General features: G+C 52.9%; 18 protein-coding genes and 2 pseudogenes. 6 read left to right on the top strand and 14 right to left on the bottom strand.

Annotated elements, in window-relative coordinates:
• Nucleotides 1–52: 52 nt before the first annotated feature.
• The 3 genes from nfsB to OGY71_RS18255 form a co-directional block, all read right to left on the bottom strand.
• Entirely contained in the window at nucleotides 53–706 is a 654-nt protein-coding gene (nfsB, locus tag OGY71_RS18245; RefSeq protein ID WP_003831162.1) for an oxygen-insensitive NAD(P)H nitroreductase, read from the bottom strand.
• Nucleotides 707–825: 119 nt separating this feature from the next.
• The gene (locus tag OGY71_RS18250) at nucleotides 826–1,194 is read right to left on the bottom strand and encodes an MmcQ/YjbR family DNA-binding protein (protein ID WP_003831163.1); all 369 of its coding nucleotides are present in this window, start codon (nucleotides 1,192–1,194) and stop codon (nucleotides 826–828) included.
• Nucleotides 1,194–1,775 (bottom strand): TetR/AcrR family transcriptional regulator, encoded by a 582-nt coding sequence (locus tag OGY71_RS18255; protein WP_003831164.1) that lies wholly within the window; start codon nucleotides 1,773–1,775, stop codon nucleotides 1,194–1,196. Before OGY71_RS18255 ends, OGY71_RS18250 begins: the two co-directional genes overlap by 1 nt.
• A gap of 189 nt (nucleotides 1,776–1,964) precedes the next feature.
• Here OGY71_RS18255 and OGY71_RS18260 point away from each other — a divergent pair, with 189 nt between their 5' ends.
• Both OGY71_RS18260 and OGY71_RS18265 read left to right on the top strand, forming a co-directional pair.
• Nucleotides 1,965–3,077, top strand: coding sequence for an MBL fold metallo-hydrolase (locus OGY71_RS18260; RefSeq protein ID WP_003831165.1), 1,113 nt, complete (start codon nucleotides 1,965–1,967; stop codon nucleotides 3,075–3,077).
• Between the two features lie 17 nt (nucleotides 3,078–3,094).
• Nucleotides 3,095–3,436, top strand: a complete 342-nt coding sequence (locus OGY71_RS18265) for a RamA family antibiotic efflux transcriptional regulator (protein WP_003021996.1) — start codon at nucleotides 3,095–3,097, stop codon at nucleotides 3,434–3,436.
• Nucleotides 3,437–3,458: 22 nt separating this feature from the next.
• Here OGY71_RS18265 and OGY71_RS18270 read toward each other — a convergent pair whose 3' ends face one another.
• On the bottom strand, nucleotides 3,459–3,707 hold the full coding sequence (locus OGY71_RS18270; protein ID WP_008784044.1) for a DUF1158 domain-containing protein: 249 nt from the start codon (nucleotides 3,705–3,707) through the stop codon (nucleotides 3,459–3,461).
• 67 nt (nucleotides 3,708–3,774) lie between these two features.
• Complete coding sequence (locus OGY71_RS18275) at nucleotides 3,775–4,893, bottom strand: YbdK family carboxylate-amine ligase (RefSeq protein ID WP_286613526.1); 1,119 nt, start codon at nucleotides 4,891–4,893, stop codon at nucleotides 3,775–3,777.
• Between the two features lie 142 nt (nucleotides 4,894–5,035).
• Here OGY71_RS18275 and OGY71_RS18280 point away from each other — a divergent pair.
• Nucleotides 5,036–5,725, top strand: a pseudogene (locus OGY71_RS18280) (GNAT family N-acetyltransferase); the annotation flags it as partial.
• A gap of 294 nt (nucleotides 5,726–6,019) precedes the next feature.
• Nucleotides 6,020–6,733, top strand: a pseudogene (locus OGY71_RS18285) (alpha/beta hydrolase); the annotation flags it as partial.
• A gap of 51 nt (nucleotides 6,734–6,784) precedes the next feature.
• Here the strand turns inward: OGY71_RS18285 and OGY71_RS18290 are convergent.
• The 4 genes from OGY71_RS18290 to OGY71_RS18305 are packed head-to-tail and all read right to left on the bottom strand — an operon-like array spanning nucleotide 6,785 to nucleotide 11,550.
• Nucleotides 6,785–8,293 carry an FGGY family carbohydrate kinase gene (locus OGY71_RS18290; RefSeq protein ID WP_063940735.1) on the bottom strand — a complete coding sequence of 503 codons (1,509 nt, stop codon included), beginning with the start codon at nucleotides 8,291–8,293 and terminating at the stop codon, nucleotides 6,785–6,787.
• A gap of 32 nt (nucleotides 8,294–8,325) precedes the next feature.
• The gene (locus tag OGY71_RS18295) at nucleotides 8,326–9,744 is read right to left on the bottom strand and encodes an L-fucose/L-arabinose isomerase family protein (protein ID WP_063940734.1); all 1,419 of its coding nucleotides are present in this window, start codon (nucleotides 9,742–9,744) and stop codon (nucleotides 8,326–8,328) included.
• Nucleotides 9,745–9,770: 26 nt separating this feature from the next.
• The gene (locus OGY71_RS18300; protein WP_063940733.1) at nucleotides 9,771–10,727 is read right to left on the bottom strand and encodes a transketolase family protein; all 957 of its coding nucleotides are present in this window, start codon (nucleotides 10,725–10,727) and stop codon (nucleotides 9,771–9,773) included.
• The gene (locus tag OGY71_RS18305; RefSeq protein ID WP_032942640.1) at nucleotides 10,720–11,550 is read right to left on the bottom strand and encodes a transketolase; all 831 of its coding nucleotides are present in this window, start codon (nucleotides 11,548–11,550) and stop codon (nucleotides 10,720–10,722) included. Before OGY71_RS18305 ends, OGY71_RS18300 begins: the two co-directional genes overlap by 8 nt.
• A gap of 316 nt (nucleotides 11,551–11,866) precedes the next feature.
• Here OGY71_RS18305 and OGY71_RS18310 point away from each other — a divergent pair, with 316 nt between their 5' ends.
• Nucleotides 11,867–12,817 (top strand): sugar-binding transcriptional regulator, encoded by a 951-nt coding sequence (locus OGY71_RS18310; protein ID WP_048214728.1) that lies wholly within the window; start codon nucleotides 11,867–11,869, stop codon nucleotides 12,815–12,817.
• Nucleotides 12,818–12,866: 49 nt separating this feature from the next.
• Here the strand turns inward: OGY71_RS18310 and OGY71_RS18315 are convergent, their stop codons facing one another.
• Nucleotides 12,867–14,339, bottom strand: coding sequence for an apiosidase-like domain-containing protein (locus OGY71_RS18315; protein ID WP_286613527.1), 1,473 nt, complete (start codon nucleotides 14,337–14,339; stop codon nucleotides 12,867–12,869).
• A gap of 404 nt (nucleotides 14,340–14,743) precedes the next feature.
• Between OGY71_RS18315 and OGY71_RS18320 the strand changes: the two genes are divergently transcribed.
• The gene (locus tag OGY71_RS18320; protein ID WP_063940731.1) at nucleotides 14,744–16,090 is read left to right on the top strand and encodes a glycoside-pentoside-hexuronide (GPH):cation symporter; all 1,347 of its coding nucleotides are present in this window, start codon (nucleotides 14,744–14,746) and stop codon (nucleotides 16,088–16,090) included.
• 97 nt (nucleotides 16,091–16,187) lie between these two features.
• On the opposite strand, the gene OGY71_RS18325 is transcribed toward OGY71_RS18320, so the two are convergent.
• Genes OGY71_RS18325 through OGY71_RS18340 form a run of 4 tightly spaced genes read right to left on the bottom strand, consistent with a single transcriptional unit; the run spans nucleotide 16,188 to nucleotide 20,365 of the window.
• Nucleotides 16,188–17,276 carry an ABC transporter permease gene (locus OGY71_RS18325; protein ID WP_048214725.1) on the bottom strand — a complete coding sequence of 363 codons (1,089 nt, stop codon included), beginning with the start codon at nucleotides 17,274–17,276 and terminating at the stop codon, nucleotides 16,188–16,190.
• Between the two features lies 1 nt (nucleotide 17,277).
• A complete protein-coding gene (locus OGY71_RS18330) occupies nucleotides 17,278–18,804 on the bottom strand; it encodes a sugar ABC transporter ATP-binding protein (protein WP_175310246.1) in 1,527 nt (508 codons plus the stop codon).
• Nucleotides 18,804–19,412: a DUF2291 family protein gene (locus OGY71_RS18335; RefSeq protein ID WP_286613528.1), complete on the bottom strand. Its 609-nt coding sequence runs from the start codon at nucleotides 19,410–19,412 to the stop codon at nucleotides 18,804–18,806. The genes OGY71_RS18330 and OGY71_RS18335 overlap by 1 nt, the downstream gene beginning before the upstream one ends.
• 11 nt (nucleotides 19,413–19,423) lie before the next feature.
• The gene (locus tag OGY71_RS18340; RefSeq protein WP_032942648.1) at nucleotides 19,424–20,365 is read right to left on the bottom strand and encodes a D-ribose ABC transporter substrate-binding protein; all 942 of its coding nucleotides are present in this window, start codon (nucleotides 20,363–20,365) and stop codon (nucleotides 19,424–19,426) included.
• Nucleotides 20,366–20,459 lie beyond the last annotated feature (94 nt).

A 20,459-nucleotide genomic window follows, 5' to 3' on the forward strand; every position in this document is an offset into this window, starting at 1 on the left:
TAAACAGCGGTCTATGATGACCGCTGTGCGGAGCTTATGCAAATGCGGAGGATTAGACTTCCGTCAGCGTCGTTTCCAGCGGCAGACGAGATTTCGGCAGCGCGGCGTTGAAATCTTCTACGCTGTGATGACCCACAGGAACCACCACTACGCTGGTGAAACCTTTTTCTTTCAGGCCAAATTCTGCATCCATGACTGCTGAATCAAAGCCTTCGATCGGCACAGCATCCAGACCCATCGCCGCAACGCCCAGCAGGAAGTTACCGACGTTCAGGTACACCTGTTTTGCCATCCAGTGGTTGTCATCTTTCAGTTCTTTGCGATGCATGTCGGCAAAGAAAGTGCGGCCTTTGTGGTTTGCGGCTTTCGCTTCAGGCGTGGCGAAACGACCATCGCTTTCTTCTTGATCCACCACGCGTTCCAGCCACGCATCGTCCATCGCCGTTTTGGCGCAGAACACCACGACGTGGGAAGCATCCAGCATTTTACGTTCGTTGAATACAAAGCCGCCGGCTGCGGATTTAGCCACACGCGCCTTACCTTCGTCAGTGCTGGCGACAATAAAGTGCCATGGCTGAGAGTTGGTGCTGGACGGGCTAAACTGCAGCAGCGTTTTTAATTTTTCGGCCTGCTCAGCGGTCAGTTTTTTATTCGGATCGAATGCCTTAGTGGAGTAACGTTTTAAGGCGACAGAAACAATATCCATAACTACTCCTGGTGATTTTCCATACCCTGCGGGTGCGTTTTGTTTCAGCAGGGTACAGGGTTAGCAGGAAAAAGATAAGACAGGAAAATGCAAAAACACTTATTGGGGTTAGCGATAAATCAACCTGGACGCAGGCGTTTTTGATCCCGCTTCGGCAAGCCGTCGACGACGCGGTGCCAGGAATCATTCACCAGCTCTGCCAGTAATGACTCGGTAATATCGTCACCAGGATAGACCGAGATCCAGTGCTTTTTATTCATGTGATAGCCGGGCTTAATGCTGGGATAGATCTGCTGGTTTAACAGTGATTTTTGCGGATCGGATTTCAGGTTAATAAGCGGCCGTCCGCGAAGCTCCGTGACCAGCATAAAAATTTTACCGCTAACCTTGAAGACATCGTATTCCGGGCCAAATGGCCAGCAGTGTTCGGTAAAAGGCAGTTCAAGCGCAAGGCGTTTCGCACAGGCAGGTAGGGTCTGGCCGTCCATTATTGTTCCTCGCGGGTCAGTGCGCGCCACATGGCTTCAAATCCCATCGAAATATAGTCATTTGCGCGGGCAGCGTCGCGGGCGGCGAACTCCATGGTGGTTTCTGCCAGAGAAAGAAACAGCGCGTCGCCAAAGGCGCGATATTCGTCAGACATAAACTCGGGTCGTACGGAACGATGACAAAGATCGCGCAGTTCCGGGAACATATCGTCAGCCTGTTGTTCGGTTTCCTTGCTTATTTTCTCGCTGACCGCCAACTGACGAATCGTGCGATGCCCGCAGGTGTGGTTCAGGCCCCAGCTAATGTAGCTGTTCCAGATGTAGTGAGTCATGGTTTTGGCATCGGTCACTGAGCGATCGAGATTTGCCATCATCGACTGACAAAGGTCTTGCTTCAAAAAGAGGTAAAGCTCGTTGATCAAATCATCTTTGGTCGCGAAATAGCGAAACAACGTTCCCTCCGCAACCCCTGCATTACGGGCTATCACGGCGGTCGAAGCCGCAACACCTGATTGTGCAAATGCTGTGGTTGCAGCTTCCAGTAATGCCAGTTTTTTGTCTTCACTCTTCGGACGAGCCACTACACTTTACCCTTAATTCTGTAAAAAACATGATTGAATCACGGCGTTTGCTGCGCCGCAACGGCGAATGTCAAAGATTGAAAATCATCTTGACGGAGAACTTTCGATTTCTATAATGAGTGCTTACTCACTCATAATCAAGAGTCAGTCGCGCAAACCAGCGGAAAGGGGCGCGTTTAAGGTCAGGATATGAAGCGTCTCACAGTTTGTGTGGTTGTTATTATGCTTATTGCCGCAGCTGCAAGTTTACCGTTTGTACTCAATGCCGGGTTTGGTCAGGCACCGCAAGGGGCACAACTGAGTCAGGTTGAACAGTCACCGCACTATCGTGATGGACAGTTTCATAACCAGGTGCCGACACCGGGCTATACCGGCAACAAAGGCATGCTGGCGGCCTGGTGGGAGTTTCTGGTCGCTAAGCGTGAAAATGCACGACCAGCACAACCGTTACCTATGGTCGCGACCGATCTCGCCGGGCTTTCGCCGCAGCAGGATACCCTGGTCTGGCTGGGCCATTCTTCGTGGTATTTACAGCTGGCAGGTCAACGAATCCTGATTGATCCGGTGTTCAGCAATTATGCCGCACCGTTCTCGTTCCTGAACAAGGCCTTTGCCGGTGATTATCCGTGGACCGCACAGACGATGCCGGAGATAGACCTGCTCATTATCTCGCACGATCACTATGACCATCTGGATCTTGCCACCCTTAAGGCGTTAATGCCGAAAATTAAGCGGGTGATTACGCCGCTTGGCGTGGGATCGCATCTGCGTTATTGGGGGATGCGCAGCGAGATAATCGAAGAACGGGACTGGAATCAGTCCGTCAGAGTGACGGATTCGCTGATCGTTCATGTGCTGCCTGCTCGTCATTTCTCGGGACGCGGTATCAAACGCAACCAAACGCTATGGGCGAGCTTCATGTTCGAAACGCCGGAGCAGAACGTTTATTACAGCGGCGATTCCGGCTATGGACCGCATTTTAAAGCCATCGGCGAGCAGTTTGGCTCTGTCGATTTGGCGATTATGGAGAACGGTCAGTATGACCAGGACTGGAAGTTTATTCACATGATGCCGGAAGAGACGGCGCAGGCTGCGGCAGATCTACATGCGAAGGCTGTGTTGCCAGGGCATGCCGGCCGTTTCGTTCTGGCGAAACATACCTGGGATGATCCATACAAACGACTGGCGCTTGCCAGCCGTCATCAGGATTACCGACTGCTGACGCCAATGCTGGGTGAACCGGTAATACTGTCCGAACCGGACCAACCGTTTACGGCCTGGTGGCAACAGGTGACTCAATGAATACAGGGGAGAGCATGATGACGATTTCTGCTCAGGTAATTGATACGATTGTTGAATGGATTGATGATAATTTGAATCAGCCATTGCGCATTGATGATATTGCACGCCATGCGGGATATTCCAAATGGCACCTGCAGCGTCTTTTTATGCAGTACAAAGGCGAAAGTCTTGGGCGTTACATCCGCGAGCGCAAGCTGCTGCTGGCGGCGCGCGATCTACGCGATACCGACCAGAAAGTGTACGACATCTGTTTGAAATACGGATTCGATTCGCAGCAGACCTTTACGCGTATTTTCACCCGTACGTTCAGCCAGCCGCCGGGAGCTTATCGCAAAGAAAATCATAGCCGAACGCATTAACAGCAGAGGGGTTCTCGCGGGCCTAATCCGCCAGCGAGAACCAGCGCCGCCAGATGAAGCGCAGCACCAAATATTCAATCACGCCTAGCAGTAAAAACCACAGGCAAAACAGCAAAGTATAAAACTGATTGAGATCCATCAGATGAAAAATGGCGACGAGTTTTTGCGCCAGCACCAGGCCAAGCGAGGGGGCGGGCAGCAGCAGGCAAGACAAAAAAGCCAGTAGCAGGATCCCTGCGACAGTCATCAGTGATTCAAGCGGGTGTTTCATGACATTGTTAAACTTGAGTTAAAAAGCTATTGTCCGGGATCTCAGCGGGCAACGCAAATACCCACGCTTACAACCCCGCCCAAATCTCACAATGCTTTTTCACCAGGCCACTCAGTGACCCGCCTTCGGCGACAAAGTCACGCATGTTTTGTGCTTCATCATGACCATTTTTAACCTGCAGATGTATAGCTTCAATCGCGCTGGTTGCGCCCACTTTACCCGCAGAGGTAGCGATATTCTCCAGTAATCGCAATGTGTCTTCTGACAGGCGGCAGCCGTCGCCGGTATTGACGTCGGTGACGATTCCCGCCATACCAAAGCGACAGGCCTGAAAACGATTGAATTTATACAACAGGTAATCACGCTCATGGTGTTTGAACGGGCGTTTGGTGAGTAACCAGTGGGCGGTAGCCTGAATAAGTCCTGCCATATTGACCGCGTGATCAAGGGTCAGCGGCGTATCCATTACCCGAACCTCTACCGTGCCAAAGTGCGGGCTGGGGCGGATATCCCAGTGTAAATCTTTAATGCTATCAATCATGCTGGTGTAAGCCAGTCGACGGAATAGCCCCTCGAATTCCTGCCAGTTATTCACCCATGGCATCGGGCCATTATCGGGAAATCCGGAGAAAATATTCAGGCGCGCGCAGGCAAACCGCGTGTCGGACGTCTGCATATAAGGTGAGGCGGCCGAGAGCGCAATAAAATGGGGGACAAATCGCGACAGGCCGTGTAGCAGGTAAATGGCTTCATCGCCGTTTGCGCAGCCGATATGCACATGTTGGCCGAATACCGTCGCTTGCTGGATAAGATAGCCAAAATTTTCCAGGTTGCGCCGATAGCGTTCGTCATCGCAGACTTCCTGACGTTGCCATTTTTGAAATGGATGTGTGCCACCGCCACAAATGGCGAGGTGATGCTCTGCAGCAACTCGCATAATTATCTGCTGCATAGCGGACAATTCAGCATCAGCATGGTCGATATTTCGGCAAACTCCGGTCGCCATCTCCAGCATACTTTCGGTGATATCGTGCTTCACTTCTCCGGTGGAGAGCTGCGGTTTGACGGCATCAATCAGCCGGGAGGAGTCCTGACTCAGGTCGTAACCTGGCGGATTGACCACCTGCATTTCCAGTTCAATGCCTAACGTAAAAGGGTCGGAAACATGAAAATCGGGTAGTGGCATAAGGCTCTCTTCCGCGTTGATTTTTAATCAGTATAGAAGGACTGCTGATTTTCTGTTCGTCGTCAAAATCACCCTTGCGACGCTTTGAAGGTGTAATGGCCGGTGTTATAACTATTTTTTACTTCGCTACTGGGGTTGAATCGTGCCGGAAATAAATCTTTATGGGCAGACCGTCGGCGATGTCGTGCCGGACTGGAATGGCGCTGCCGTACTGCCACGGGAAACGCTGATAGGGCAATATTGTCGACTGGTTCCCCTGGATGCCGACAGCCATGCCGCCGATCTGTTTGATGCCTACGCGCAGGCGCTGGACGATCGCGACTGGACCTGGCTTGCAAGCTCTCGCCCCACAAGCGTTGAGGCCGCAGCTTGCTGGGTGCAGGGGAAAGTTACTGATGCATCTCTGGTTCCCTATGCCGTCATTGAACAGCGTTCAGGACGAGCTGTCGGACTGGTGTGTTTTATGGCGATTGAACGAGAGCACGGTTCGGTCGAAATTGGTCATGTGACTTGGTCACCGCGTATGAAAAATACGGTTCTTGGCACCGAAAGCATCTGGCTGCTGCTGCGCCAGGCATTTGCGTTGGGCTATCGTCGCGTGGAGTGGAAATGCGATTCTCTGAACACCGCTTCTCGACGGGCAGCGGAACGCCTTGGGTTTATCTTCGAAGGTCGCTTTCGCCAGAAGATTGTGCGCAAGGGGCGTAATCGCGACAGCGACTGGTTATCAATGATTGATCGCGAATGGCCCCAGTGTGACGCCGTGTTACAGCGCTGGTTGGCCGCAGAGAACTTTGATGAACACGGGCGGCAACGCCAGTCGATGGCAGAGTGCTTTTCCTGTGAGACAGCCAACGCTGAGACTGTGCAGATGCTACAGCAAGGCTATCAACAGCGCTGGCAACAGGAACACGGCTCGCTGACGCAAACACCGCCTGCGCTTCTGGCTGATTTTCTCGCCGCACAACCTCGCAATCCCAACCTTTGTTACGACACGCTCAGCTCAAGAGCAGGGTTAGCAGCACTGACAAAAGCAAATGTGTCCACCTCAGAACCGATGGCGGCGATTATCAATACGGAAGTGGATACCGGAGAGCGTCGCATCCCGGTACGGATTTATCGCCCGGCACTGACCGGAGAGCCGAAGGTGGTGGTGTTTATCCATGGCGGTGGGCATCTGAGCGGTTCGGTGGACGTGTATGATCCGGTTACCCGTCATCTGGCGATGGCGACAGGAAATATCGTTGTGTCGGTTGATTATCGACTTGCGCCAGAAAACCCGTATCCGGCTGGTCTTTCTGATGCAAAAGCCGTAATAGAAAACGTCTGGTCGCTGCTCGAAAGTCAGCATATTCCTTACAGCCGCCAGCTTACGCTTATCGGCGACAGCGGTGGCGGTGCATTTAGTGCGACGTTGGCGGCCTACTTTTCCCGCGAGCAGCCAGGATTTATTCATCGCCTGGTGCTGATTTATCCGAGCCTGGACTACACGCTGAACTGGCCGTCGGTGCAGGAGAACGGTACCGGAAAGCTACTGGATGAAAGCAAAATACGCTGGTATTTTCAGCAATATTTCCGCAATGGAGAGGATCGTAAACAGACGTCTCCGCTTTACCTGCCGTTGAGCCAGGATTTTCCACCCACTCTGGTCGTCAGTGGTGGGTTGGATCCGTTGCGGGATGAGAATTTTGCTTTTGTCGCCAGACTGCAAGCTAAGGGGATACCCGTTCAGCATGTTCACTTTCCTGGGATGACGCATGCTTATCTGATGCTGGAGGATAAAGTCCCGCAGGAAGCAAAAGCCACCTATCTGGCGATTGGTGAGTTTGTACGTGATTAGCGCCCACACTCAGTCGTGACTGCGGGCGAATTTATCATGATTGCTGACTCGCTAAGGTGTTTGCCAGCGCGTACGCTCAACGGCGCTTTGCCACTCGTGCCAGCGTTTTTGCAATCGACCGTGACGCTCTGCGTTTGGCTGAAATGATATGTGGTCGGGCAAAAAATGGCGTAGCTGAGCGGTTTCTGTACCGAGCAGCGCCTTGCGTGCCAGCAGTCCGGCGCCAATGGCTGAAAGCTCGGGAATGTCGCTGCGCATCACCGGGCAACCCAGCAGATCGGACTGGTACTGCATCAGCCAATCATTTTTTGTCGGCCCGCCATCAACCATCAGCGCGCTGAGGCTAAAACCGCTGTGCTGGTGCATCGCTTGCACCACATCGGCAATTTGATAGGTAATAGACTCCAGCGCGGCTCGCACCAGATGCGCGCGTTTCACACCGCGGCTGAGGCCATGAATTAACCCCCGGGCGCTTTCATCCCACCAGGGCGCGCCCAGCCCGGTAAGTGCCGGAACAAAATAGACGCCCAGCGTCGAGTCGACCGTGGCGGGCAGAGTATTGAGTTCATGTAACAGTTGCTCCTCCGGCAGTTCGCTTAAGCCGGTACTGTCGGCCATCCACGCCACGGCATCGCCGGTATGGGGAATATTGCCTTCCAGACCATAGACCCGGGTATCGCCATCATGCCAGGCAATAGTTGTTGCCAGCGCATTCACCGCAGACTGCGTTGAAGATACCGGTGCCATCACCGATGAGCCGGTGCCATAGGTCGCTTTAACACAACCTTCAGCACCTAGCCCGTGGGCAAAGAGCGCAGCATGAGAATCGCCAATCATCGCCAGAATGGGGATCCCATCGGGGATGGTCGCCAGACCTTTCGTCACGCCAAAATGATGGCTGGAAGGGCAAACTTCTGGCAGCGCCTGTAGTGGGATACCAAACAGCGCCAGCATCTCGCTATCCCATTGGCCGCTGTGCAGATTGAGCAACTGCGTGCGCGAAGCGTTGGAGGCGTCACAACGAAACGCCGCACCGCCGGTAAGATTCCACAGTAACCAGCTATCGATAGTGCCGAGGCAAATTTCGCCTTGCTGCGCGAGCGCCATGCCGTTGGGGACGGACTCCAGAAGCCAACGCATTTTAGAGGCTGAAAAGAGTGGGGCGACGGGCAATCCGGTGGTGGATTTTATTTTCGCCTCATAACCTTGCTCGCGCAACGTCCGGCAAAAGTCAGCTGTGCGCGAGCATTGCCAGGTGATGGCGGGGCCGAGCGGACGCCCGCTTGCGCGATACCAGCCGATTGCCGTCTCCCGCTGATTGCTGATCGCCAGCGCCGCCACCCGCTGTGTACCTACGGCGGCAACTGCTTGCGCCATTACAGCCAGAGAGGCCTCCAGCAGCGCGTCGCCGGACTGTTCAACCCAACCTTCGCGAGGCGTGTGGATCGCCAGCGCGCGGGAGAACTTCGCGACCACATTTCCCCGACCGTCCAGCGCAACGGCTTTGGCATTGGTGGTGCCTTCATCAAGCGCAATAATAATGTCTTTCGTTGCTGACATCGTTTTCTCCAGCCTCTCTGTTTCCCTGAGTATTAGCGATGGAACAACGTATCCACCCCGAGATAGCGGGTGAAGGCTTCATGCAGCACCTCGGCGCTGGCGGAATGGTTCATTGCCACGTGATGTTCAAAACCGTTACGACAGATCCACGCCAGTAAATTCTCCAGCTGCGGCACCTGGATTACTGCACGACAGCCAACCGTATCGAGCGGATCGTCTACCGATTGGCCTTCTCCGACGTACGCTTTGATTTCACCGGTTAAATCGTCGGTGCTCAGGCGGAAATAGGTCAGTGTGCCGCTTTTCATGCGTCCATGTACTGCACCGCAGGTGTTCTCTTTCCCAACGGTGGTACCGATGATGTCCGCTGTGCCCATTTTGGGGCTCTCCAGACTGGCTGATGCAAAGTTTCCGCAGTGAAAAAGCACACATTTATCACGATCGTCGCCGAAATTGTTATTCCAGTCAGCAATGGAAGCCGGACTTAAATTACTGCTGGCGAGGGCGTACATTGACAGCGCGCCCATCACATCCACTTCGCATGCGCTGGGCATTAACTGCCCGGACATCACGCTCATGATTGAGCATACGTTGATGCCTAAATTTTCCTGCAGCGAAGTCCAGCACTGGATCGCAGTGGTATCTATATCGTTAGCAATGACCCATTCGCTGATGACGACAAACAGTTTTGCCATTGTGACGAGTTTGTCGGCGGGAATGGCGCTGGCATCGGCGTTATCCAGCAGCAGACGACGTTTTTCATCCACCCGGATATCGTCATCGCGCAGACATTTGATGCGGGTAAAGACTTCAGACAGATCCAGCGTTTCAACGGCGATACCCAGTCTTTCGAGTAATTTTTCGCTGTAGCGAACGGTATTGAATCCAGCCGGACGAGCACCGATAGCGCCGACGCGTACGCCACGCATGCTGCTGACAACACGGCAAATCTGTTCGAAACGTTTCAGATCCTGAGCAAAAACCTCACCGGCCAGATCGCAGACATGCTGGGTGGTGAGCGTAAATGGAATGCCGTACTGACGCAGGTTATTGCACAGGGAAATTTTTCCACAGAAGCTGTCACGGCGAGTGGCAAGCCCCATTTTATCAAGGTTATCTTCCTGCGCCTGAACCAGTACCGGGACATTCAGGCCTGACAGGCGCAGCGTTTCGGCTATTGCTTTTTCATCGCCAAAGTTCGGCAACAGCACTACCACGCCGTGAATGTCGTCGCGGTGAGCGCGGAAAAGTTCGGCGCACACTTTCGCATCCTGGCGGGTTTCTACCCCGCCGAGTTCCGTTTGCGTATCGTCGAGCATAATGGTTTTAATGCCCAGTCGCGCAAAGAGCACGCTGGCTTGTTCGCGGGCTTCAGCAACCAGATAGCTTGGGAAAAATCCCCGATTGCCAATAATCACCGCCATGGTCAACTGTTGAGGAATTCGTGACATCGCTTTCTCCAGTAAGTGTTCTGTTGTTATTGTTTTATCGTGTGGCGCTGCAACAGCGCGGCGGCGTTTTTCACGACGCCAGCGGCGTCAATTTCGTGGCGGGCACGCGTTGCCGCGCGATCGGCCGCGATGGCATATTGACCATCGCCAATGCCGAGTCGGCGCAGCGGAATGGCGCAGCCAGCTTCTGCCAGTACCTCGGCCACCAGGCTTCCCACGCCGCCATTAATGTTATGCTCTTCCACACTGACCACGGCTTTGCAGTGGGCTAATGCCGCCAACAGTTGTTGGGTATTGCAGGGACGAATTGACGGTACACTGATTACGCTAGCATCAATACCTGCCTGTTCCAGCACTGTGGCAGCCTCGACAATTTCATGGACGGTTGAGCCCATCGCAACCAGCGCGACATCTGTTCCTTTCCGCAGAATATCGATATTACCCGGAGTGAACTGGTAATTTTCGTCGTGCAGTTCCGGTAAGGCTTTTCCGTCGAGGCGAACATAAACCGGGCCGACGTGGCTTAAGGCATAGTCGATAATCTGCCGGCATTCCACTGGGCAGGATGGGGCGTAAATTTCAATATTGCCAAAACCGCGCAGAACGGAAATGTCATCAATACTGTGATGTGTGCTGGCGAGGGGGCCGTAGCTGGCGCCCGCGTTCAGGCCGATCAGCTTCACGTTGGTGTTGTTGTAGCAAATGTCGACTTTGATTTGTTCATTGGCCCGCGAAATAAGGAACGGAGCGGCATTACAGGTGACGGCGATTTTGCCCCCCAGCGCCAGGCCGGCGGCGGCGCCAACCAGCGTCTGTTCGGCGATACCCACGTTGACCAGACGACCGGGAAATTCCTTCATAAACGGGGCAATTTTCGCCGTAGACGTGGAGTCAGCAACGACGGGTACAACGTCCATTCCGCGCTCGACTGCGGCAATTAAGGTATTCACCATCACGGTGGCGAGGTGTTCACTATTACGCATCTTTCAGTTCCTCCAGCGCCAGTTCAACTTCTTCCCCTTTTGGCACGCGGTGGTGCCATTCCGGGCGGCCTTGAATAAAGGAGATCCCGGCCCCTTTGGTGGTGTGGGCAATGACGACGTGCGGTTTACCTTCCGGGGTTAACCCTTCCAGCGTGCGCACCACATCACTCATATCATTACCGCGGCACTCTGTGACCTGCATACCGAAGGCGCGCCATTTCTCATCCAGTGGATCGGTGTTCATGATCTCTTTGGTTGCGCCGGCAAGTTGGAGGTTATTTTTGTCGTTGATGATAATCAGGTTATCCAGCTTGTAGTGGGCGGCGACCAGTGCGGCTTCCCAGTTGCTTCCTTCCGCCAGTTCTCCATCACCGGTAACGACAAACACCCGGCGCTTGCTGTTGTTACGTTTAGCTGCCAGCGCAATGCCCACGGCGACCGGCAGACCGTGACCGAGCGCTCCGGTATTCAGTTCGATCCCTGGCGTTTTGTGTTTCACCGGATGACCCGGCAGGTGTGAATCGGCGTGCTGATAGGTCGCTAGCCAGTCCACGGGAATAAAACCAGCCTCAGCCAACACGCAGTAGTAACCGCCCACCGCATGACCTTTCGACTGGATGTAGATGTCGCGCTCATCGCTTGCTATAAGCTCTGGTGAGCAATTCAGGATGCGAAAATAGAGTGCTGTCAGCAGTTCGACCTGCGACAGGTCAGCGCCGGTATGTCCCCCCGCCGGGCTTTCTGCATTCAACACGATAATGCGACGACGTACCGCACGTGCTTTCTTGACTAGCTCTGGTATTGAGAGCGAAAACGGATTCATAAGACACCTCTTGAATGTTTAATCTCTAGTGAATAAATATTCCATGTGGGTGCAGTAGTGCAACTGTCTCGCTATCCACTGCGTAATATGCAGCTAAAACAGTTGGTCGTTATCGGTTAGAATAAATATTCACTACTGATTTATTATTCATGATTAAAGATATGCCTTGTCTGAGTATTTGTCTACGCCTTGTAGCAGCAATTTTTGGCGAAAAGAGAAAAGGATCACACTAACGCGATAACCGGAAAGTCGCAGATGACTTGTTATCTATTCAGGTATGAATAAAAATAACAGGCAGTTTACCAGGGGGAATGCTATGTCAAAGCAGGATGAACAGCGGTTGCTGGTTAAGATAGCCACACTTTACTACGCCGAAAATAAAAAACAGTCTGAAATCGCCACGCTGCTGCATTTGTCGCAGTCCTTTGTCTCCCGTGCCTTGACGCGTTGTCAGAAAGAAGGGCTGGTGAAAATCACCGTCGTACAGCCGACCAATATCTTTGTCGAGCTGGAAAAAGCCATTGAAGAGCGGTTTGGTCTTCGCCAGGCGATTGTTGTGGATGTTGGCGACAACCCCAGCAGTACGCAAATTAAGCATGCCATTGGCAGTGCGGCGGCACATTACGTTGAAACTCGTCTGCGTGCCGAAGACCTGGTCGGTATTTCCTCCTGGAGTAGCACCATTCGCTGTATGGTTGATGAAATGCACCCGCAAAATATCCGGGCGGCAGGTGTGATCCAACTATTGGGCGGCGTGGGGCCAAACGGTAACGTGCAGGCCACGATTCTGACGCAACAGCTGGCGGCACACCTCGGCTGCCCGGCCTGGCTGTTACCTTCGCAAAGTATTGAGCATTCGGTGGAAGAACGTTCTCGGTTGGTTAACAGCCCGGACGTGGCGGCGGTCGTCGAAAAATTTGCTGAAGTGGATGTGGCGATTGTCGGCATCGGGGAGCTGGAACCTTCTCAATTGCTGAAAAATTCAGGAAACTATTACAACGAAGAGATGCTGCGACTGCTGGCCGAACGCGGCGCGGTCGGTGATATCTGTCTGCATTATTACGACGCGGCAGGCAATCCGGTACTCAGCCATGAGGAAGACCCGGTTATCGGTATGGAGCTGGCGCAGATCCGCGACTGCAACCATGTGATAGCGCTGGCGGGCGGGGTAGAAAAACAGAATGCGATCCGTGGCGCGCTGCAGGGGAATTATATAGACGTACTGATCACCGACTACCCGACAGCGCGCAATCTGGTTAAAGGGTGACGCCGCGGCGAGTCAAGTCATCGCCAGCCCCTGGGGCTGGCTGTAGTCATCAGAGTTTTGTTAAGCGTAGAGCAATCCATGGCTTAGCCGGTAGATCCAGCTTGTCACCGTGTTGAATAACCCCCGCAACCGGCGTGATCGTCATGGCCCAGGTATCAATGATATCGACCTTCCACGCCGTATTCTCCGGCAACATAGTCATCATCTTGTAGGCAGGGCAATGATCGCCAAAATAGAACAGTCCCCAGTTGCCCTCGCAGCTTATCCCCATCGACGTATCCCAGTGGCTGCCCCACGGGAGCGGCGCCAGGCGTTTGGCTTGTCCTTCCTCAAGGATGTTGCGCAAAAAAGCGATGCGCGGGATGCTTGCTCCTTTGAGCGTGCCGCCATGTGACCACCAAATAATCTCATCTTCATTCAGGTATGTTTCGCCGTGAGTGACATAGCCGCCGAGTATTACGCCATGCCAGAACAATGCAGTCATTTTTTCTCCGGTGATATTGCCCCAGCCGAGATCGACATTGCCTTCATAGCAGCATTCGTCAATGACAATGGGTTTGGCAAATGTCTGCCGCCATTCCGGGACAAAGTGCATATCGTGGTGTTGGATGCTGGCGTGGGTGAGCGCGGGATTGTGATGATCGTACCAGTGCGCATTTGAGCGGTAGTGGATCGGCGGGTTGTGCCAGTTATGAATGGAGATCATGTGCGAAGAGGGATCCTCGCATTTGATTTGCGCTATGGCGGCATCCCAGAATGACATCGGTTTTTCTTTCAGCAGGTCGAACTCATTGGCCAGCGACCACCAAATATTTTTAAACGATGCGAGGCGTGCCACCACGTAGCGGAGATAGCGGCGATCGGTCTCCTGCGACATGGCGGAAAATCCCCAGCGGTCGTACGGATGAAAGAGGATCAAATCCACCTCAATATTCAGTTCATCCAGCTTTTGTATTTGACTCTCCAACTGGGTAAAAAAGGTGGTATCGAAGCGGGTAAAATCAAATCCCTGGTCGAGGGTACCCGGAAAGGGGAAGCGCATCGGTTCCTGCAGATTGTAGCGATAGTGTTTAGGAAATACGCACATGCGAATTTTATTGAACGGACTCGCCGCCAGCGATGCCAGCGTTTGTTGCTGTATATCGTCCGGTTGATAGTTCCAGACGTAGGCCGTGGTACCAAAAGGATAAAACGCGTTGCCATTGGCATAGCGGAAGTGCCCGTCGCCATCACGCTGTACCGGGCCGGTTAACTGTGTTTCAGGGACGCAGGTAAACGTTCCTTCGACAGCGGACTGCGAAGGAATATTTGAGCTGATGCGATAGTGCCAGACGCCGGGGATATCCGGCATAAAGCGCAGTATGAACTGACCGTTACCGTTGTAAAAGCCCCAAACCGTGCGGGATTCTTCGCCGCAGGTAAAGGTGGCTGATAGCTCGGTGTCGGTAAAATGGCGAGGATCGTCAACGTCCGTGACCTGATACTCAAACCGCCCCCACAGGGCAATACTTTGTTCGCTCATAGTACCTCTTCTTTGGAATATATATTCCATCATGATTTTATATTCAAGATGAGAGTAAGGGAGCTTACCGTTAACATTCCACTGTCAAGGCGAAAAAATGAGCAATCGATCACAAAAACGCCGCCATTTCTGCTGATTACTGTGAGATTTTTACTGTGAGACTGAAAGGAGTAAGCGTTATTTGAATGACGGGAGAAACGGCCTGCCAGCATAAACGTCTTGTTTATTAATAAGATGACATTTCGCCACTAGATGACGGTGCGGTTAGGAGCAAAAGAATGAGGTTAATTGTGATACTGGTAACAATGTCACGACTAACCACTTGCCAGCGCTAAATTCGTGGGCTTAACCTTTGCGTGAATAGTAATTCGATAATGAATATATATTCATAAAGAGGGTTTCTCATGAAGCAACAGCATAAATTGAGTATCAAAGAGAAGATCTGTTATGGGTTAGGTGATTCGTCAGCGAACATTTTTCTTGGGATGACGATGATGTTTTTGCCCTATTTTTATACCGATGTTTTAGGGATTTCGGCAGCGGCGATGGGGATATTGTTTATTGTTGCCCGTCTGGTTGATGCCTTCTATGATCCATTTATCGGTAATATCTCCGATCGCACGCGGACAAAGCACGGCTCGTATCGTCCTTTTTTGCTCTGGTTGGCGATCCCTTACGGTATTTCCTGTTTTTTAGTCTTTCTGGCGCCGGACTTTTCACCCACTGGAAAGCTAGTCTATGCAGTGATTACCTATCTATTTCTGATCCTGATGTATGCCTCCACGGTGGTGCCGTATGTGGCGTTGTTGACGACACTCACCGCCGATCCCATGGATCGTTTAAGCGCCAACTCCTGGCGTTTCCCACTGGCTAAAATGGCCTTTCTTATCTGCTCAATGGTAGTGCCGATTTTCGTCGCCTGGTATGGAAAAACCGATGAAGCACGCGCCTACATGATGGCGATGAGCTTTATTGCCGTGCTGGCCACGGCGTTTATGCTGCTCTGTTTCTGGGGAACAAAGGAGCGATATCAGGTTAGCGTGGAGACCGATAAAGTCCCGTTTACCAAACAACTGGGAATTATGCTGAAAGCGAAACCGGTGGTTGTTTTCTATCTGTTCAAAATTACCAGCTCCATTGCTTTTGTAATTAAAGGCAGTGTGACTATTTATTTTGTGAAGTATTTCCTGAATCGTGGGGATGGCTTTGTTTCTGGTCTGCTTTCGGCCACAGCGATTGCGGGGATCATTGCGCCGATGATTGCTATTCAACTGATTAAGCGCAACAAGCTCTCGAAATTAGGTACGCTGAAGGTGGCGCAACTGGGCGGTGGCGTGGCGGCATTATGTCTCTATTTCGTTAACCCTGAACAAATCTCACTGGCATGTGTTCTACTGGTGCTGTCGGTATTGATGGCTGAACTTGGCTCGATTACTGCCTGGGCGCTGCCTTCTGATTGTGCCGACTATTGTGAAGACAAATCCGGCGTCAGAATGTCTGGGGCTGTCGCTGCCGGTACGCTCTTTTCGATGAAGGTTGGTCTGGCGCTGGCGGGTGGGATGGTTGGGCTAGTGCTCTCCCTTAGCGGTTACAAAGCGGGTGAGGCGGTGTCATCGGAAACGATGACGGCGATTATGTTCTTAATTGCCGGGATTCCTGCCATTTTCCATGCCATTAGTTTGGGATTGCTGATGATGTTTAAACTGGATGATAAGGTTTCAGCAGGGCAGGCTGAAGCCGTCATGAAATAAAATTTCCCCACTGCCGGATGGCGGCGCATTATCAGGCCCATATGTCATACACGACCTAGGCCTGATAAGCGCAGCGCCATCAGGCGTAATTTCAGGGCTACTGACTTTCCATCGCCGCCTTTTGCGCAACCACTGCGGCTTTTTGCTGCATCCGGTTTTGCATCTGGTCAATAATGACCGCGACAATAATCACGATGCCCTTAATCACCATTTGCCAGAATTCGCTGACGCCCATCATCACCAGACCATCGGCCAGGAAACCGATAACGAAAGCGCCAATCAACGTGCCTAAGATGGTGCCTCGACCACCGGCCAGCGACGTACCACCAAGTACAACGGCGGCAATGGCGTTCATCTCAAATGCAGTACCGTTGGCCGGATGACTGGCGGAAAGTTGTGCTGAAACAACTATTCCGGCAATTGCAGCGCATAGTCCGGACAGGGTGTACACCCAGATTTTTACCTGCCTCACTTTTACGCCGGACAGTTCAGCAGCACGTTCGTTATCCCCGATGGCGTACACGTGGCGGCCAAAGGGCAGACGGCGGGCAACGTAAGCAATAACCAGCGCCAGCACAATCATCATCCAGATGGCCCACGGAATACCAAACAGAGTTCCCGCGCCAATTTCATCAAAACCGGTGTTACCCAACTGTGGATTGCCGGAAAGCCCGGGGAATGTTTGTCCGTCAGAGGTCAGCATCGCCGCGCCGCGCAATACGTACATGGTGCCCAGCGTACAAATAAAAGGTGCGACGTTATAGCGCGTAATAATCCAGCCATTTGCTGCGCCAATCAATCCGCCAATCAGCAGTACGACAGGTACAATCACCCAGACGCTGGGGAAGATAGCGATGCCAAACATGGGTAATACAATGCCTTTGGTGATCAGCCATCCGGCAATCATGCCGCACAGCCCAAGCGTAGCGCCAATTGAGAGATCAATGCCGGCAGTAATAATGACGAAGGTGATTCCCAGCGCCAGAAACGCGTTAATGGCGATGTGCTTGATCATAATGACCATGCTGCCGCCTGAGAGGAAACCGGGGACGGTGAAGGCAAAAAATCCGACGATCAGAAACAGCGCAATAAAGGTACGTAATTTCAGGATCAGCAGCAGGATATTTTCCCGCGAGAAGGTGACACCGGCTCGCGGTGCGACGACGGCAGATTGTAGTGTTTTCATATCAGAACCCCTGAGCACTTGCGGTGACCAGCGCCGATTCTTCGGCACGATCGCGAGTAATATCGGCCGTGAGCTTGCCGCCAGACATCACCAGAATGCGGTCAGATACCGCCATAATTTCTTTTAAATCTGAGGTGGAGAAGACAACGGCAATACCCTGTTGTGAAAGCTGTACCATCATGCGAAACACATCGGCTTTCGCGCCAATGTCAATGCCGCGAGTGGGCTCATCAAGGAACAGAATTTTGGGATTGGTAAGTAGGGAGCGGCCAATCACCACTTTCTGTTGGTTACCCCCGCTCAGAGCCTGGATTTCAACATCCGGTGAGGACACTTTGATCGACAGATTACCAATTGTGCTGGCGACGACGGCCTCCTCATCTTTGCGGGCGATGGCAAAACCGCGCTGCAGGCGACGCCACAGGCTGGCAATAGTCAGATTGCTGGCAACCGAAGAAATGGGGAAAATGCCTGTGCGCTTGCGATCTTCCGGTACCAGACTCATTCCCATACGAATGCGGTCGGCGGTGGTTAAGCGCTGTGGAACTGGCTTGCTGTCGAGCCACAGTTTACCGAGGTAGTTGCGCTCAGTACCCAGCAAGCACTCGAATAATTCGGTTCGTCCGGCCCCCATCAGTCCATAGATACCGACAATTTCGCCCGCGTGGACGTTAAAGGTGACGTCGTTGACCACCGCATTGCCAGCGGCATTGACGCAGGTAATATGTTCCGCTTCGAGAACCGGCGCGCCGAACGTGCGACCTGGCTCAAGAAAATTACTCACCGGGTCGCTGCCCAGCATTTCACGCACAATCCACGGCACATCGATATCGCTAACCCTGGCTTCGGCCTGGAATTTGCCATCGCGTAAAATGGTGATCACATCGCCAATCGCCATCAATTCTTCGAGTCGATGAGAGATGTAGATTATCGAAACGCCCTGGCGAGTCAGTTCGCGAATCACGCGAAACAGGATCTCGACTTCGGTTTTACTCAGCGCCGAGGTGGGTTCGTCGAGGATTAGAATGTCAGCGTCCTCCGCCAACGCTTTGGCGATTTCAACCAGCTGTTGCTGTCCGACCTTGAGATTGCCGACCAGATCGCGGGGTGAAATGGGCTGATCGAGCCGGGTTAGCAGCTCCGCAGTACGCTTCTCCTGTTCGGCCTCATCAATGGGGGTCATGCCTTTTTGGATCTCCCGGCCAAGGAAAATATTTTCCGCGACGGTGAGATTCTCAAACAGGTTAAGTTCCTGATGCACCATACCAATCCCGTGCGCCGCGGCGTCCCGGGTATTGGCGAAGCGAACAGGGTTGCCATTGAGCGTCATCTCGCCGCTGCTGGGCTGCTGAACACCGGCGAGGATCTTCATCAGCGTGGATTTCCCCGCACCGTTTTCGCCAATAATCACGTTGACCTTACCGCGCCACACCTGATAATCCACGCTGTCCAGCGCAATCGTGCCGGGAAACAGCATTGAGATGGCATGTGTGCGCAGGATGATGTCATCTGCTGAGGAATTATTCATCAGTGTGCCTCCTGTTCCAGCGCTAACGCTGCCGCGTTTTCCGCTTTTCCAGCATTCAGCGTTACGGCGAACAGTACCGTGGCACGCTTCCCTTGCCAGCTTTCGTCCATTGCGGGCAAGTGTTTTACCGCTTCGCGGTTGTACGCCCGGGAAAGCTGGGCAAACTGAACCTGGTTAGTGAAGTCTTCAAACTTAAACCCACTCGCATCGCGAATGGCATTGCCGCGCATCACCGGGCCTATTTGGATGGTGACAGGGGCGTCATTGACCCTCATCACAATGCTTTTCTCGCGCGCATTGGTGGTGTCGACGTTCTCAATCTGACTGGTCAGGCGCACAAATACGCTCTCGGCGGTGGGTGAGGGCGTCTTCAGGCGTGCGCTCAGCGCTGACGCATCCAGAGCGTGTTGCTTTGCCGCATCCAGGACGCGGGATTGCCAGGTTTGTTGCGCGATCTGCTCGGGTGTTTGATTGTCGAAACTGGCTTTGGCCTGTGTGTCGGCCGGGATGATGGGGTTGCCGTTTTCGTCGAGGTCAACTACCGTGCAGGCCGTCAGCAACAGGGTGGCGCACCCAACCAGTGCAGCACCCCATTGTGTTAACGACATAGTGCCTCCGCTTAGTGGCTCAGGTTGAATTTACTCAGCTTGCTGGCATTGGTTTCATCAATCAGCACGCAATCCATGAGCTGTTTTTCTTCTTTCTGCGCTTTGCCATTTTTCAGGTAGTAATCAGCCTGCTCAACCGCCATTTGAGCCTGCTGCCAGCCGGGCTGAAGGACGGTCGCTTTAATGTTGCTCTTGTTGATGATGGAATCTCGGGTGTAGTCGCTGCCGTCAAAACCCACCACGATGACATTGTTTTTCCCAGCAGCCTTCAGGGCAGCCTCTGCGCCCAGCGCCATGGTGTCGTTGCCGGAAATGACGCCGACGATATCAGGGTTGGTTTGTAAAATAGCTTCCATACGGGTAAACGCTTCAGTTTGGCTCCAGTTCGCCGTTTGCTGGGCGACCATTTTCATATCCGGATAGTCGTCGAGCACATCGTGGTACCCCTGTGAGCGCACATGCGCGTTGGTGTCGGACTGGCGTCCCAGCAGCTCAACGTACTTGCCTTTTCCATCCAGTAGTTTAGCGAATTTCTCTGCGCCGAGCTGCGCGCCCTGGTAGTTGTTCGACACGATTTGCGCGACTGCGATGCCGGTCTTGTTAATTTCACGATCGATGAGGAATGCAGGCACGCCCGCCGCTTTGGCTTTTTCAAGTGGACCAACGGTGGCATCGGCGCCCGCGTTATCGAGAATGATGGCTTTCGCTTTTCGGGCAATAGCGGTCTCAATCAGTTGGTTTTGTTTATTGACATCATCATCATGAGAGGCGACCAGCGTGGTATATCCCAGCTCTTTCGCTTTGGCGACCGCGCCGTCGGCTTCGGCTTTAAAAAACGGGTTGTCGTGTGAAGGGGTGATAATCGCAATCAGTCCGTTGTCGGCAGCATACAGCGAACCCGATGCGGTAAGGATCGAGGCCAGTAATACGGATTTAATCAGGGTCTTGTTCATCTTTTTCTCCACTTTGAATATTTATTCAAATATGATTTATTATTCAAGTTAACGATAAGTCGAGATAATCAAACTGTCTACGATTTGCGCAGCT

The sequence above is a fragment of the Citrobacter sp. Cpo109 genome, from assembly GCF_030332565.1.
In the GTDB taxonomy this organism is placed as follows: domain Bacteria; phylum Pseudomonadota; class Gammaproteobacteria; order Enterobacterales; family Enterobacteriaceae; genus Citrobacter; species Citrobacter portucalensis.